Origin of the sequence: Arthrobacter sp. C2 (genome assembly GCA_024207135.1) — a bacterium.
Classification (GTDB): Bacteria; Actinomycetota; Actinomycetes; order Actinomycetales; family Micrococcaceae; genus Paeniglutamicibacter.
On sequence record CP042428.1, the window covers coordinates 613,590 to 628,513 of the forward strand.

Genomic DNA, 14,924 nt, shown 5'->3' on the forward strand with positions numbered 1-14,924 from the left:
AGTTTCAAAGATGAAAATCATAGTTACCGGCGGAGGCGGATTCCTCGGCAGCCGCGTCATCCAGCTGCTCCTGGAGCGCAAGGATGCAGGCACCGGCACCGTGGAATTCGACCAGATCGTATCCTTGGACCTGGCAGAATGCCCGGTCGACGATTCGCGCGTCACCTCGGTCAAGGGAAGCATCGGCGACATTGAATTGCTCCACGGGCTGGTCACAGAGGACACCGTGGGCATCTTCCACCTCGCTGCCGTACTCAGTGGCGGCTCCGAGGAAGACTTCGACCTGGCGATGAACGTCAACGTCGACGGAACCCGGGCACTGCTTGAGGCGGCCCGGAAAACCAAGGCCGCCCCGCGCTTCGTGTTCACCAGCTCCCTGGCCGTCTTCGGCGGGGAAATGCCACAGACCGTCCCGGAGAACCTGGCCACGCAGCCGGAGTCGACCTACGGCATGGTCAAGTCCATCGGCGAACTGCTGGTCAACGAGTACACCCGCAAGGGATACATCGACGGGCGCATCTGCCGCCTGCCGACCATTTCCGTGCGCCCGGGCAAGCCGAACTCCGCGGCATCGTCCTTTGCCAGCTCGATCATCCGCGAACCACTGAACGGCACCGGATCGGTGTGCCCGGTGCCGGTTGAAACGAAGATGTGGCTTTCCTCGCCCAACGCCGCGGTGGCCAACCTGGTCCATGCCTTTGAGCTTGGTGGAGAGCTGCTCGGCGGCTGGCGGGTGCTCAACGTCCCGGGACTGAGCGTCACAGCCGGGGAAATGCTCGAAAGCCTGGCCCGTGTCGGTGGCCAACAGGCGCGGGACCTGGTGGAGATCGCTTACGACGCGAAGATCGATGCGATCGTCGGCTCCTGGCCTGGTGCTTTCGACGTCGAACGCACGCGCAGCCTCGGTTTCGTCTCCGACACCGACTTCGACCAAGTCGTCCAGCAATACCGCGACGATTTCATCGCGAACTAACTCTCCCCAGATCCTAGGAACACCACCATGAATTTTGCGGTTGAAACAATCGCAACTGCCAGCCCGGCGGCCATCGTCGGGCTTGTGGTTGCCATCGCAGTGCTTATCTTCCTTGTGCTCAAGACCAAGGTGCATGCACTGCTGGCCTTGATCATCGCGGCGTCCATTGCCGCGCTGGCCGCCGGCATGACACCCGAAGCGGCGGTCGCCTCGATCACCGCCGGATTCGGCTCCACCCTTGCCACCATTGGCCTGGTCGTCGGCTTCGGCGTGATGATGGGCCGCATCCTGGAAGTTTCCGGGGCCGCCGAGAAATTGGCCATCTCCATGATCCGCTGGCTTGGCAGCAAGCGTGAAGACTGGGCGCTGTCGGTCGCAGGCTACATCATCTCCATCCCGATCTTCGTGGACAGCGCATTCGTGATCCTCACCCCGCTGGTCAAGGCGCTGTCCACCAGCACCGGCCGCTCGAAGCTGACGCTGGGCATCGCCATGGCCGGCGGCATGGTGCTGACCCACCACGCGGTCCCGCCGACTCCGGGCCCGCTGGGTGCCGCAGGCATCTACGGCGTGTCGATTGGCGACATGATCCTCTACGGGTTGCTGCTGACCCTGCCTGCGCTGGTGACCGTCACGCTCTACGCTCGTTTCGCTGGCCCCAAGATCGAGGCCATGGCACCGGTTTCGGTGTCTGTGGCGACCGGAGGCGGGGACAGCATTCTGCCCGTCGCCGATGACAAGACCACCGCCAAGGAAGCCTTCAAGGAATTCAACGAGCTTGCGGATGAACGCCTGAAGGAACTCCCTTCCCTGTTCCTTTCCCTGCTTCCGGTTCTCGGGCCCATCGTCTTGATCTTCCTGAACACCGGCATCTCGGCTGTTGCCAAGGCCACCGACGGAGCCATCCCGGACATGGTTGTCCAAATCGCTTCATTCATCGGCAACCCGGTGATCGCTGTGGGTATCGGCGTGTTGCTGGCCATCTACGGGCTGGCCCGCCAGATGGACCGCAACTCCGTTCTTGCCGAGATGGAAAAGGGTGTTGAATCGGCCGGCATCATCCTGCTGGTCACCGGTGGCGGTGGAGCGCTCGGCGCGGTGCTGCGAGACAGCGGTGTTGGCGATGCCATCGGCCAGTGGGTCTCGACCCTCCCGCTGCCGAGCATCCTGATCCCGTTCCTGATCGCAACCATGGTCCGCCTGGTGCAGGGCAGCGGAACCGTTGCCATCATCACCTCGGCATCACTCTCTGCGCCGATCCTTGCCCAGATCCCCGACGTCAACATGGTCCTGGCCGCACAGGCTGCCTGCTTGGGCGCCATGGTGTTCAGCTACTTCAACGACAGCCTGTTCTGGGTCGTCAACCGCATGCTTGGAGTCACCGACGTGAAGCGGCAGATCCTGACCTGGTCCATTCCGACCACGGTGGCCTGGGCCACGGCCCTGGTCACGATCCTGGTCGCCGACATCTTCCTCTGATGGGTACTCACCCATCCACCAACATTCCAAAGCAAAGGGCAGTAAGTGAAGTTTCTCGAGACTAGAGCAGAAATGGTGGAGTTGTCGGCAAGCCTTTTCCAGCGTGGATACTCGGTGGGCAGCGCCGGCAACATCAGTGTCCGCGTGGCCGATGGCTACCTGATGACACCCACGAACTCATCGCTGGGGCGGTTGGACGCCGAGAGCTTGTCGCTCCTGGACCACGGGTGGAACCACATTTCGGGCGACGCCCCCTCCAAGGAAGTCGTTATGCACCGCGCCATGTACGAGGCACGGCCAGATACCGGGGCCATCGTCCACCTGCACTCCACGCATGTGACAGCGCTCAGCTGCCTGGCACCCAGCAACGGGCCTCTGATCAAGCCACACACCCCGTACTTGGTGATGCGCTTGGGCGAAGACATTCCCTTGGTTCCCTACTACAAGCCGGGGGACCCCGGCATGGAGCGCGACATCCTTGAAGCCGCCCGGGAGGCCAAAGCCATTATCCTGGGCAACCACGGAAGCATTGTCGCTGGGAAGAGTCTGGTTAATGCGGTGGATTCCGCCGAGGAACTGGAAGTGTCCGCGCAGCTGGCGCTGTTGCTTCGCGGGCGGGATACCCGTCCGCTGACAGCAGCAGAGATTGATGCCTTGATGAACCGGTAGCACCGGTCGGCTGTGGTCGTCCTATCTGGGCGATAAAGGGCCCGTGGCCGGTGATTGCTATGCAGTCGCCGGCTACGGGCCTTTTCGTGGCCAGCGGCCTGACGGGCTGCCACGTCGAGTAAGGGAAGCGCTGATAGCCTCGATTCCATGAAGCAATCCGAGCTTGAAACGCTCACCGCCCTGCGCAGGGCCAAGGACATGATCGACCGCGAATACGCGAAACCCCTGGATGTACCCACCATGGCGACCAAGGCCCTCATGTCCCCGGCGCATTTCTCCCGGCAGTTCAAGGCCGCCTACGGGCAGAGCCCCTACGCGTACCTGATGACCCGGCGCATCGAGCGTTCCATGGCCCTGCTGCGCGCCGGGGTCAGCGTCACCGACGCCTGCATGGAGGTGGGGTGTACCTCGCTGGGTTCCTTCAGCACCAGCTTCACCCAAATCACCGGGGAAAGCCCAAGCGGCTACCGCAACCGGGAACATGCGGCGGTGGAAGCCATGCCCGCCTGCATCGCCAAGTCCGTTACCCGCCCCAAGAGCACCAGGACGCCCCGGTACTAGGCCCCCAGGATCTTGCGCAGCGCCTCGGCCGTCAGCTCCCGCGACGGGGGTGCGGTGCCCAGGGCGCGGTGGATGGAGATCCCCTCGATGAGTGCATCAACCTGGTGCGCCGTTGCCGCGTCCATGTGGCGTTCCAGGGCCCGGGCACTGATCTCGAGCCAGCCTTGGGTGATGTTCCTGAACCGCGCATCGCGCGCCGCCAGCGCATACAGCTCCATGGTCAGGACCAGGGAACGGCGGGAATCCAGCACATCGTCGTGGATCAGCTCCACCAACGCCGCAACCAGCTTCGCGCCGGCAAATTCACCGGCAAGCCCCGCGGCGAAGCGCTCGCCGACCTCGGCGGCAAAGCGCGTGAAAGCCGCCTCGAGCAGCTCGTCCATGCAGGGGAAATGGTAGGTCATCGAGCCCAGCGGCACATCGGCGAGCGCCGCGACCTTGCGGGGCGAGGTGCCCGCCACGCCTTGGGAGGCAATCAGCTCCACCGCGCAGTCGATGATGCGTTCGCGGCGGTCCGGATCGACCCTGCGGGTGGACACCTAGGACCTAGAGGTTCTTGATGACGCGGGCGGGATTGCCCACCGCCACCACGTTGGCCGGAACGTCCCCGGTGACCACCGAACCGGCGCCGATGACGCTGTTGTTCCCGATGCTGATCGGGACGGCGTCCAGGGTCGTGAGGTTGTGGCTGGTGAAGGTGCGCTCGCCGATCGACAGCTGGGTCCCGTAGTCCACGAACGGCGGTGGCTTGATCTCCACGTGCTCGCCCAGATGCCCCACGAAATCGACCATGACGTGCCTGGCGGCATGTTGGCATCGAGCAGGATTCAAGAAGCGCCCCCGGTCCACCCGGACCTATGGTTGAGCCATGGATATTTCACTGCAGTACTCACACATCACCGTCAACGACGTCGACGCGGCCATTCCCTTCTACCGCGACGGGCTGGGCCTGAAGGTGGAAAACGACGTCGCCTCGGGAGAGCACCGCTGGGTCACCCTGGGCTCCGACACCCAGCCGGGGCTGGGCATCGTGCTCTCGGACCCGCACGCAGGGCGCTCGGAGGCCGACGGCAACGCCATCCAGGAACTGCTCACCAAGGGGGTGCTGCCGATGACGGTCTTTTCCACCTCCGACCTGGACGGACTCTTCGAGCAGGTGCGGGCCACCGGGGCCGAGGTCCTCCAGGAGCCCATCGAACAGCCGTGGGGCCCGCGGGACTGCGCGTTCAGGGACCCCTCGGGCAACTTGATCCGGCTCTCGCAGCGCCAGTAGCCTAACCCTTCGGCGGACCAAGCGCAGCGGGCCCGCTGTTGTTGGCCCCGTGCCTACCTGATTGGCGGAACCGGTCCGATCGGGTCCGGTTCAACGGGCGGATACGGATGCTGCGGATCGGGCCGGGGCGGCAACGGCCCCGGGTCCGGCGGCGGATCGTAGGGCGGCACGGGAGGCCCGGGCGGAATCGGTGGAGTCGGCGGAACACGGCCGGGCTCGGCCGGCCGGTCCGGGGGCTCGGGAGGCTGTGGGATGGTCATGGCCGCTCACTTCCGTCGATGGTGGTTGCAGGCCCAGTGTATGACGTGCCGACGTGCCGCGATACCCCCCCGCGCGCCACACCTGCGCTCACGCTTCCGGGCCTCTTTTTCGCGGATCCGGACGTAAAATTGGAGGGCCAGATTTCCACCCGAGGATGGTTCCCCATGTCACTTTCGACCAGCCCATTGACCACCATCATTCCCGTCACCGATGCCGAGCGGTCGCGGAAGTTCTACGAGGATGCCCTGGGCCTTCCCTTCCGGGGCAAGGCAGCGGACGGCAACCTCGTTTTCACCCTCGCCGGTGCCGGTTCGATTGCCCTGCTCAGCGATCCGCAGGCCAAGCCCTCCACCCACACCGCTGCCAGCTTCGAGGTCAACGACATCGCCGACGCGATCGGCGACCTCGATGGCCGCGGCGTGGTCTTTGAGGACTACGACCTGCCGGACCTGAAGACCGTCGACCACGTCTGTGTCCTTGGATCGGAGAAGGCCGCGTGGTTCAAGGACCCCGACGGCAACATCCTGTGTCTCCACGAGGAGCACGCACAGGCATAGGTGGCCCCGCCCGGTCCCTGCCCTGCCGGCAGGGACCGGGTGCCCCCTGCCCGGCGCAGGGGCATGAGCGTCCCCGGACCATGCGATGCTTGAAGCATGGATCTGGAGATTTCACCGGCGCTGTCGATTCCGGCATCCGAGCTCGACTGGCGGTTCTCACGTTCCTCGGGGCCCGGCGGTCAGCACGTGAACACCTCGGACAGCCGCGTCGAGCTGTCCTGGAACATTGCCGGCTCCCGCGTGCTGACCGACGCGCAGCGCGAGCGCCTGGTCTCGCGCCTGGATTCGAAGCTCGTTTCCGGCGTGCTCACCATCTCGGCCTCCGAACAGCGCTCCCAGCTGCGCAACCGCGAGATTGCGCTGCAGAAGCTCGCCGGGATGCTGGCCTCGGCGCTGGCGCCGGATGCGCCGCGCAGGCGTGCCACCAAGCCGACCAAGGGCTCCCAACGCCGCCGGCTCGCCGCGAAGTCGCAGCGCTCGGCCACGAAGCAGCAGCGGCAGCGGCCCTCGGCCGAGTAGCGGTCCTGCCGCGGTGCGTTGTGCCGGGCTCATGGCCAGCAGTGGAGGCGGCGTAGATCGTGCCCGTCCGGTCGAGCCACAGGCCCGGCCCAGGTCCTCCGCGCGGATGTTGCGTGGCCAGCCCGACGGAGGTTCCCTCGTTGCCGACTTCCATCAGCTGCCGAAACCCGGGCCTGCCGGCCTGTCAAGTGCGGCTGCGTTCCAGGCCCGTGGCCGGAAGCTTCAGGTGGTTGACCCCACCGGGTTCGGGGATGGGGGAAAATGTATGCGTCCGCCCCGAACGGTGGCAGGATGTCGTTACCGACACGCAGCTCCCCACGTGGGCGCAGCCAAGGGGGACCCGCATGAAGAAAGAACTGAACGACGTCGCCAACGCCGCCGAAGATGCCTCGAATTCCCGGGCATTCGTGATTGCCGCCAGGGCCGGCTTTGCCGTCAGCGGCCTGTTGCACGTCCTGGTCGGGATCATTGCGGTCAGGCTGGCCTTCGGGGATTCCAAGGATGCCGAGCAGAGCGGCGCGATGGCACAGCTGGCGGCCCAACCTGCCGGGTACGCCCTGGTGTGGATCGGCAGCATCGCTTGCCTGGCCCTGGGGCTGTGGCAGATAAGCGAAGTCCTTTTTGGATACCGCCGCGCCCCGGCAAGGACGAAGCTGGGCAAAAAGCTGTCCGCCGCCGGCCAGGGCATCGTTTTTCTCGCACTCTCCGTCGGGTTCGGCTCTTTTGCCTTGGGCAACCGCAAGGACAGCAGCGAGTCCACCAGCGACGCCACGGCCGGCATCATGTCCATGCCCTTCGGCCCCGCGCTCTTGCTGCTCATCGGAGCCGGCATTGCCGTGACCGGAATCGTCTTTGCGGCCAGGGGCATCTTGAAGTCGTTTGCCAAGCAGCTGTCCCTTCCTGCCTCGAAGGCCTTGCGGCAGGCAACCGTGGTGCTGGGCGTCTTGGGCTACGTTGCCAAGGGCGTGGCCCTGTTCCTGGTGGGGCTGCTGGTCATCGTTGCCACGGTGCAGGCGGATCCCGAGGAATCCACGGGGCTCGATGGTGCGCTCAAGGCGCTGCGCAGCCAACCCTTCGGCGTATACGCGTTGGTCTTCATCGGCGTTGGCCTGGGGTGCTACGGGCTGTTCCAGATCGCCAAGTCCCGCTTGGCGAAGATGGACTGAATGCCTGCGCGGCTTCGTGCGGCGCGCGGAGGCCGACGGAAGGCTGGCCTGCACTCCGCGAAGCGGCTAGCGTGGGCCTCATGAGTGATGAGAACCGGAACATGGCCGAAAACGAAGAGCCCGGAAACAACCTGACACCCAACACCGACGAACGCGAAGTCAGCGAGAAGCAGCTGTCCAAGTGGAAGAGCGAGGGCGGTGCCCTGTCCGAGGATTTCGACCCGGATGCGGCGCCGTCCGACTCCGGGCAGTAACCGCCGGGGGCTTGCCGGGTGTGCAGGGCCACGTGCCCTGCACACCTTTTTTATAGGTGGCGCAGGTAGCGTTCGGGCAGGTTCATGAAGGAGCGCCAGTTGGTCACCAGGTCCAGCTCGTCCCAGGCGCTGTGCCGCAGCCCCCACGGGCCGACCTCGTAGATGTCGGCCCCGGGCAGGGAAGCGAGCAGCGGCGAGTGCGTGGACATGATGACCTGCGAATCGCCCTGCGCCATGAGGTCCTTCAGGATTCCCACCAGGGCCAGGCACCCGGAGAACGAGAGTGCGGACTCGGGCTCGTCGAGAACCCACAGCCCGCCCTCGCGGAACCTGTCCACGATCAGCTCGAGGAACGATTCGCCATGGCTCATGGTATGGAATTCCGGATCCTTGCGCCGCAGCGTGGGATTTTCCTCCAGGTAGGTATAGAAACCGTGCATGGTTTCGGCGCGCAGGAAGTATCCGCGGCGGCTGGCACCGATGTTCCGCACCAGCTGCAGGTGCTTCTCCATGCCCGATTCGGTGGCACGGGTGCTGTGTTGCGCCCCGGTGGAGCCGCCCTCCGGGGACAGCCCGTAGCCCAGCGCTATGGCTTCGATAAGCGTGGATTTCCCCGAACCGTTTTCGCCCACGAAGACCGTGGCTGCACCGAAGTCAAGACCCTGGTCCAGCAGCTGGCGCACCGGCGGGAGCGTCTGGGGCCACTGGTTGCGCGGTGCGGGGGAAAGCTCGTGTTCGGCGATCCGGCGGATCGGCAAGCTGGAGAGCCTCATCGGTGGCGGGAGTTCTCAGACACCGGTGACGGTTCCGTCGTCGTCGATGGCGAAGGACGGGTTGTGCACAAAATCCCAGCGGAAGCCGTCCGGGTCTGCCACGCACGCGCTGGTGCCGCCCCATTCCCGGGTGGTTGGCGCGCCGATCGGGGTTGCGCCGGCGTCCAGGGCGCGGGCGTAGAGGTCGTTGACCTCGGCGACGCTGGTGGTGTTGTGGCCCAGGGAGACCGGAGGGGCCAGCGGGCCGTGCCCGACTTCCCCGTATTCGCCGGGCATCGATTCGACGTTCCACAGCGCGAGCATGAGCCCGTGGCCGGCCTGGACGAACAGGATCTCGCCGGGGATGAAATTGATTTCGCGGAAACCCAGGCCCGTGACGTAGAAGTCGCGTGACCGCTGGACATCGCGCACCCCAAGGGTGAGCGCGGTGACTGCCGGGGGCGTGTCTATGCTCATGCACCCAAGCATAGGCCCATGTGAATGGGCATCAAGAGGACCCCTCAACAACAAACCGTAGTACGCATGTTCTACTCTCGTCTTGTCTAGAACAAAGTTTCTAATAAACTGGTGAATGCACGGGCGCAACCCGCAACCGCCTTTCATGCCCCTGGGGCAAGGGAGGTGTCGGGCCCGCCTGTGCAACGGGAAGGGTGGCGAGCGAATGGGAATCTTTACCCAGTCGATCGAGGTTGACTGCACACCGGCGGGGGTGCCGATCCGCATGCGCTGGCAGGGCCGCGAATACCGGCTCGCGGCCGAGCCGGTGCGCTGGTTCGAGCGACGGAACTGGTGGACCGAGGAGCTGCGTGCCGAACGCGGCCGCGGCCCGGGGCTCGTGGACTACGAGGTCTGGCAATTGCAGGTCAAGCTCGCCGGCGTGGGCCCATTGCGCACCTTCGAGGTTTCCCGCCAGGCCGATACCGGCCGCTGGCGGATCATCCGCATGCCCGAGGCCTACCGGGAAAGCGCCTAGCGCGTCGGGCCGGCCGGCCCGAAACCGGGTTGGTGCCATCATTGGGCACGGCGGGCTCTGGCCGTCGGCCGCGCCAGGTGAAAGGCTGGGGGCAGGTGCCTGGACGGCGGCCGCGAGGAACACGAACACGGGAGCGCTCTAATGGAAGAAGTATTCGATGCCGCGATCATCGGCATGGGACCCGGCGGCGAAGTCGCCGCCGACCGGCTGCTCACCGCCGGCAAGAAGGTCGTGGTCTTCGAATCCGAGCTCATTGGCGGGGAATGCGCCTACTGGGCCTGCGTCCCCTCCAAGACCGTCCTGCGCGGGCCAGAGGTGAACATCGAGGCGGCAGGTGCGGCCGGAGCCGCCGAAAGCGCCCTGGACTGGGAAAAGGCCCGGGAATACCGCGACTACATGGCCCGGCACCTCGACGACAGCGCCCAGGAGCAGGGGTACGCCAAGCGCGGGGCGACCGTGGTGCGCGGCAAGGCGACAATCACCGGACCGGGACACCTCAGCGCCAACGGGAACCAATACCTGGCTCACCACATCGTCATCGCCACGGGAACCGTCCCCGTGGTCCCCGAGTTCCCGGGGAGCGGGGAAATCACCGCCTGGACCAACCGCGAGCTCTACACCCTGGCGACGCTGCCGAAATCCGTGGCCATCGTGGGCGGATCCGCGGTGGCGCTGGAGGCCGCCTTCTTCCTGGCCGGATTCGGGGTCCAGGTCACCGTGCTCAACCGCAGCGCCCGGCTGCTGCGGCGCGAGGAGCCCGAGGTCTCCGCGCTCGCCGAGGAGCACCTGCGCCGGCTCGGGGTCAAGGTGCTGGCCAACAGCACCGTGACCAGCGGGCGGCGCGGGGAGGACGGGACCAGCATCCTTCAGCTGCAGGCGGGCGGGGAGGTCGCGGTCGATGCGGTCTTCTTCGCCACAGGAAGGGTCCCGCGTGCCGACGGCCTGGATGTGGCACGCGCCGGGGCGACCCTTGACGGGAAGGGCGGGGTACGGGTTGACGAGCACTGCTGGGCCGCCGAGGGGCTCTGGGCCATCGGGGACGTCACCGGGATCATGCCCTTCACCCATGTGGCCAAGTACCAGGGCCGCATCGTGGCCGACTGCATCCTGGGCAGGGAGCGAAGTGCAAGCTACGACGGGATCCCGCGCGTGGTCTTCGCCAGCCCGGAGATCGCCGCCGTGGGCCTGACCCGGGAGACGGCCGAGGGGCGTGGAATCGACGCGGCGTACATCCAGGTCAACCTGCCCGAGACCCTCGCCCGGCCCTGGACCTACGAGCAGGATCCGCGAGGGGACCTGGGCCTGCTGGTGGACCGGCACCGGAGGGTCGTCATCGGGGCCTGGGCCATCGCCCCGCAAGCCAGCGAATGGATCCACCTGGCATCCCTGGCCATCAGGGCGGAGACCCCGCTGGAGGTCCTGCGCGACATGGCCCCGCAATTCCCCAGCTACACCGAGGCCTACCTCGTTGCCCTGGACCGGCTGCGAAGCGACGAAGGAATCTAGGCCGCGCCAGTGGGCCTTCTCACCGCCCCCTTCCCGCCGCAGGTCAGCGCAGGGAGGGGGCCCCGGTGTCCGGGAGTCCTCCGCGCGGTCCTGCCACGGGACTTGATTAGAACGCATGTTCTAATAGAATGAATTCGTCCCCCTCCTCGCCCGGCCACACGAACCCCGGCACCGAGGACCACCAAGGCACGTGCCCGCAGGCGCAACCCGCCGGGGGACCGGGGCGCGCCGCGGGACAGGGGAGGGGCAGGCACCATGGGCTTCACCCACCTGCACGTCGCCTCCGCCTTCAGCGCACACTACGGGGTCTCCTGGCCCAAGGACCTGGTCGCCGCCGCGCTCGCCGACGGCGCGGACGCCCTGGCCATCACCGACCGCGACGGACTCTACGGAAGCGTCAAGCACCTCAAGGCCTGCATCGGACACGGCATCGACCCCATCCTCGGGGTGGACCTGGCCATCCTCGAACCCGCACCCCGCCCCGCTCCCCACGGCAAGCCACCACCGATGCGCACCGCCGGACGCATCGTCGCCCTGGCCAAGGGGCATAGCAACGGCGCCGGATACGCCGCCCTCTGCCACCTGGTCACCGCGGCACACCAACCCAACACACCCGCCGGGGTCGCCAAGCCAGCCGTGGGGATCACCCGCGAGGAACTGGGCACCCACGCACTGGGCCCCGACGGGGAAGCGCTGCTCACCATCCTGCTGGGACCGGGCTCAGACATCGGCCTGGCCACCGGACACCGCCACTACACCCAGGCCCGCACCCTGTTGCGCACCTGGCGCTCCCTGCTGGGGGCAAGCGCCCTGCGGGTGGAGATCACCACGCACCTGAATAGCCCGGGGGAGAAGCTCAGCACCGCACACGCCATCCGCATGCTGCGCTGCGCCACCGACACGGGCATCGCCCCCGTCCTGACCAACGCCGTGCGCTACGCCGACCCCGACGGAGCGGCAACCGCCGATGTCCTGGACTCCGCACGAGCCCTGTCCTCCCTGGAAACCCTCAACGACATCCAGCCCAACGGGCAGGGCTGGCTCAAACCCGCCGAACACATGCACCACCTCGCCACCGAAATCGCCCGCTCCGCCTCCGACACCCCCCTGGCAGCCACACTGCTGCGCAACACCGCAGCGCTCGCCGACTGGGCGCGCCTTGACCCGGTCCCCGACACAGGATGGTCGATCCCCGTGGTCCCCGAGGCCCACATCATCGGCATCACCGGAAACCCCGAAAACGAACTCGCCTCCCGCGCCGAGGCAGGCATCACCCGCCTGATCCCCGCCCAGGCCAACGACCCCGCGATGCGCCACCGCCTGGAGGCCGAGCTGTCCACCATCGCCGACCTCGGCTTCGCCCCCTACTTCCTCACCGTCGCCGAAGTCAGCTCCATGATCACCCGCCTGGGAATACGCTCCGCCGCCCGGGGGTCAGGAGCCTCCTCACTGGTCAACTACCTCATCGGCATCAGCCAGGTAAACCCCCTGGCCCACGACCTGCTCTTCGAGCGCTTCCTCTCCCGCGACCGCGCCACCCTGCCCGACATCGACATCGACGTCGAATCCGCCAGGCGCCACGAGATCTACCACAAGATCTTCGAACGCTTCGGAGCCGACCGCGTCAGCCTCATGAGCATGCAAAACGGCTACCGCGCCCGGGGGGCGGTGCGCGACGCCGGAGCCGCCCTGGGCATGGAGGAAGAAGACATCGATACGATCGCCAAGCAACTCTGGCGCTTCTCCGCCTCCTCCTTCCGCGAAGCCCTGGAGGAAAAACCCGAGCTCGCACCCTTCGCCGACCGCCTCGGCACCGAAAAACAACTCGACCTGCTCGTGGACCTCACCGAACGCCTCGACCGGCTGCCCCGCCACATCTCCATGCACCCCTGCGGCGTCATCCTCTCCGACGCGCAGCTGCGGGACCGCACCCCCGTCGAACCCAGCGGCATCTCCCTGCCCATGAGCCAATTCGACAAACACGACATGGACCCCATGGGCATGCTCAAGCTCGACGTCCTGGGGGTGCGCATGCAATCGGCCATCACCTACGCACTGGAGGAAATCCAGCGCCTGCACCCCGACGCACAAGCCGTCGCCAAGGCAGGCGGGCACCGGGGACGCAAGCCCGGGGAAATCCCCGGCTACATCCAACCCAACGGAGCCATCGACCTCGCCCTGGTCCCGCTGGACGACGAACCCACCTTCGAACTCATCCGCTCCACCCACACCCTGGGCTGCTTCCAGATCGAATCACCCGGACAACGCGAACTCATCGGCAAGCTCGCCCCGCGCGAATTCAACGACCTCATCATCGACATCTCCCTCTTCCGCCCCGGACCCATGAAATCCAACATGGTCAAGCCCTACCTGGAAAACCGCCACGGCTTCGCACCCGAAAAATACCCCCACCCCGACCTTGCGCCGGCGCTCGCCGAGACCCACGGGGTCACCGTCTTCCACGAACAGGTGCTGCGGATCTTCGACAAGATGACCGGCTGCGGGCTGGCCCAGGCCGATGTCTACCGCCGGCTGCTGGGAAACCCGCACGCCGAACCGGCTGTCGAGGCGCTCTTCCGTTCCCGGGCGCTGGGCCGCGGCTACTCGCTGGAGGTCATCGACGAGGTCTGGCACACGCTGGCGGCCTTCGGGTCCTTCGGGTTCTGCAAGGCCCACGGGGCCGCCTTCGCCGTGCCCACCTACCACTCGGCCTGGCTCAAGGCCCACCATCCGGAGGCCTTCCTGGCCGGGATCTGGGAACACGACCCGGGCATGTACCCCAAGCGGCTGCTGGTCGCCGAGGCCCGGCGCATGGGCATCGCGATCCTGCCGCTGGACATCAACCGCTCCGCGCCCGGCTACAAGGTGGAAAGGCTCGAGGGGCTGCTGCCCCCCGCGCAGCTTCCGGTGGTCCCGCGCGCCGCGGGGGCCGCGCCCCCGGGCAGGTACGGGATCAGGCTCTCGCTGCGCGGGATCCGCTCGGTCTCCGAGCGCGAGGTCGCCCGGGTGGCGGCCGGGCAGCCCTACGACTCGATCGCCGATGTGCGCGCCCGCTCCGGGCTGACCCGCACCTCGCTGAACCACTTCGCGGCCCTGGGCGCCTTCGACTCGCTGCAGGCGCGCACCGGGCGCGGGAACCGGGCCGATCTCATCGAGCACCTGCGGGCACCGGCCGGCAGGGCGCTGCCGCAGCGCCACCGGCCGATCCCCGGGCAGCTGTCGTTGCCGCTGGGGGACCTGGACCTTGCCAACATGGCCATCGGGGCGGCGCCAACGCCGCTGGACGAGGTGGTGCGCACCGAACTGGACCTGATGAGCCTGGATGTCACCGCCCACCTGATGGAATCCCACGCCCCGCTGCTGCGGTCCCTGGGCGTGTCTCGCTCCGCGGACCTGCTGGGCATGCGCAACGGCACCGAGGTCCTGGTGGCCGGGGTGCGCGTGGCCACCCAGACCCCGCCGATGCGCGGCGGGCGCCGGGTCGTGTTCATCTCGGTTGACGACGGGACCGGCTGCGTCGATGCCACGTTCTTCCACGAGGCCCAGCAGCGTTGCGGCCCGCTGCTCTTCTCCACCCGGCTGCTGCTGATCCACGGGCTCACCCGGCGCACCGGACCGCGCGGGATCAGCCTGCAGGCGCTGGACGCCTGGGACCTGTCGGACAAATCCGCGCTGCCGGCCCCCGGCCACCTGTCCGACCCCGCACGCGCCCGCAACGAGAGCTTCGGGTCCTCCGCCGCCCGGCCGGTGCGGGAGGCGGAAAAATCCCTGGCCGCGCGCATGGCCGCCGAGGACCTGGACACCCGCGGCTACCTGGGTGCCTGAACGCACCGAAGGACAACCCCTGGATTGATGCGAAAGGCATCAATAAACACTTTTCACACGCATACACATGGCGCCCGGGATCTGCGCCGACTCGTTTCCCCCGCGATTCGGCCGGGGACGCGAGCGCTGGTTGAC

General features: G+C 67.0%; 16 protein-coding genes. 12 read left to right on the forward strand and 4 right to left on the reverse strand.

All coding sequences use genetic code 11. The annotated features are described in order from the left end of the window. The first annotated feature begins 10 nt into the window (after positions 1-10). The 4 genes from denD to FPY90_RS02875 all read left to right on the forward strand — a co-directional run bounded on the left by denD (position 11) and on the right by FPY90_RS02875 (position 3,682). Entirely contained in the window at positions 11-973 is a 963-nt protein-coding gene (gene denD, locus FPY90_RS02860) for a D-erythronate dehydrogenase (RefSeq protein WP_498683698.1), read from the forward strand. Between the two features lie 27 nt (positions 974-1,000). Beyond that, complete coding sequence (locus FPY90_RS02865; protein WP_498683700.1) at positions 1,001-2,452, forward strand: GntP family permease; 1,452 nt, start codon at positions 1,001-1,003, stop codon at positions 2,450-2,452. Between the two features lie 72 nt (positions 2,453-2,524). Beyond that, positions 2,525-3,121: a 3-oxo-tetronate 4-phosphate decarboxylase gene (gene otnC, locus FPY90_RS02870; protein WP_498685491.1), complete on the forward strand. Its 597-nt coding sequence runs from the start codon at positions 2,525-2,527 to the stop codon at positions 3,119-3,121. A gap of 147 nt (positions 3,122-3,268) precedes the next feature. Then, the gene (locus tag FPY90_RS02875; RefSeq protein WP_071215152.1) at positions 3,269-3,682 is read left to right on the forward strand and encodes a helix-turn-helix domain-containing protein; all 414 of its coding nucleotides are present in this window, start codon (positions 3,269-3,271) and stop codon (positions 3,680-3,682) included. On the opposite strand, the gene FPY90_RS02880 is transcribed toward FPY90_RS02875, so the two are convergent. Both FPY90_RS02880 and FPY90_RS02885 read right to left on the reverse strand, forming a co-directional pair. Further along, positions 3,679-4,221 (reverse strand): TetR/AcrR family transcriptional regulator, encoded by a 543-nt coding sequence (locus tag FPY90_RS02880; RefSeq protein WP_071215151.1) that lies wholly within the window; start codon positions 4,219-4,221, stop codon positions 3,679-3,681. The genes FPY90_RS02875 and FPY90_RS02880 overlap by 4 nt on opposite strands. Positions 4,222-4,228: 7 nt before the next feature. Continuing rightward, positions 4,229-4,474: an LbetaH domain-containing protein gene (locus tag FPY90_RS02885; protein WP_071215150.1), complete on the reverse strand. Its 246-nt coding sequence runs from the start codon at positions 4,472-4,474 to the stop codon at positions 4,229-4,231. Positions 4,475-4,550: 76 nt separating this feature from the next. Here FPY90_RS02885 and FPY90_RS02890 point away from each other — a divergent pair, with 76 nt between their 5' ends. The 5 genes from FPY90_RS02890 (at position 4,551) to FPY90_RS02910 (ending at position 7,712) form a co-directional block, all read left to right on the forward strand. Beyond that, positions 4,551-4,955, forward strand: coding sequence for a VOC family protein (locus tag FPY90_RS02890; RefSeq protein WP_071215149.1), 405 nt, complete (start codon positions 4,551-4,553; stop codon positions 4,953-4,955). A 425-nt stretch (positions 4,956-5,380) separates the two neighbouring features. Continuing rightward, positions 5,381-5,773, forward strand: coding sequence for a VOC family protein (locus tag FPY90_RS02895; RefSeq protein ID WP_071215148.1), 393 nt, complete (start codon positions 5,381-5,383; stop codon positions 5,771-5,773). A 96-nt stretch (positions 5,774-5,869) separates the two neighbouring features. After that, the gene (gene arfB / locus FPY90_RS02900; protein WP_071215147.1) at positions 5,870-6,292 is read left to right on the forward strand and encodes an alternative ribosome rescue aminoacyl-tRNA hydrolase ArfB; all 423 of its coding nucleotides are present in this window, start codon (positions 5,870-5,872) and stop codon (positions 6,290-6,292) included. Positions 6,293-6,636: 344 nt separating this feature from the next. Beyond that, positions 6,637-7,458 (forward strand): DUF1206 domain-containing protein, encoded by an 822-nt coding sequence (locus FPY90_RS02905; protein ID WP_071215146.1) that lies wholly within the window; start codon positions 6,637-6,639, stop codon positions 7,456-7,458. An 80-nt stretch (positions 7,459-7,538) separates the two neighbouring features. Then, complete coding sequence (locus FPY90_RS02910; protein ID WP_175475474.1) at positions 7,539-7,712, forward strand: hypothetical protein; 174 nt, start codon at positions 7,539-7,541, stop codon at positions 7,710-7,712. Positions 7,713-7,762: 50 nt separating this feature from the next. On the opposite strand, the gene FPY90_RS02915 is transcribed toward FPY90_RS02910, so the two are convergent. Further along, positions 7,763-8,485 carry an AAA family ATPase gene (locus tag FPY90_RS02915; RefSeq protein ID WP_071215145.1) on the reverse strand — a complete coding sequence of 241 codons (723 nt, stop codon included), beginning with the start codon at positions 8,483-8,485 and terminating at the stop codon, positions 7,763-7,765. Between the two features lie 15 nt (positions 8,486-8,500). Further along, a complete protein-coding gene (locus tag FPY90_RS02920; RefSeq protein WP_071215144.1) occupies positions 8,501-8,941 on the reverse strand; it encodes a VOC family protein in 441 nt (146 codons plus the stop codon). A gap of 205 nt (positions 8,942-9,146) precedes the next feature. Between FPY90_RS02920 and FPY90_RS02925 the strand changes: the two genes are divergently transcribed. The 3 genes from FPY90_RS02925 (at position 9,147) to FPY90_RS02935 (ending at position 14,789) form a co-directional block, all read left to right on the forward strand. After that, the gene (locus FPY90_RS02925) at positions 9,147-9,458 is read left to right on the forward strand and encodes a hypothetical protein (protein ID WP_071215143.1); all 312 of its coding nucleotides are present in this window, start codon (positions 9,147-9,149) and stop codon (positions 9,456-9,458) included. A gap of 141 nt (positions 9,459-9,599) precedes the next feature. After that, on the forward strand, positions 9,600-10,964 hold the full coding sequence (locus FPY90_RS02930) for a dihydrolipoyl dehydrogenase family protein (RefSeq protein WP_071215142.1): 1,365 nt from the start codon (positions 9,600-9,602) through the stop codon (positions 10,962-10,964). Positions 10,965-11,219: 255 nt separating this feature from the next. Beyond that, the gene (locus FPY90_RS02935; RefSeq protein ID WP_498683706.1) at positions 11,220-14,789 is read left to right on the forward strand and encodes a DNA polymerase III subunit alpha; all 3,570 of its coding nucleotides are present in this window, start codon (positions 11,220-11,222) and stop codon (positions 14,787-14,789) included. Positions 14,790-14,924 lie beyond the last annotated feature (135 nt).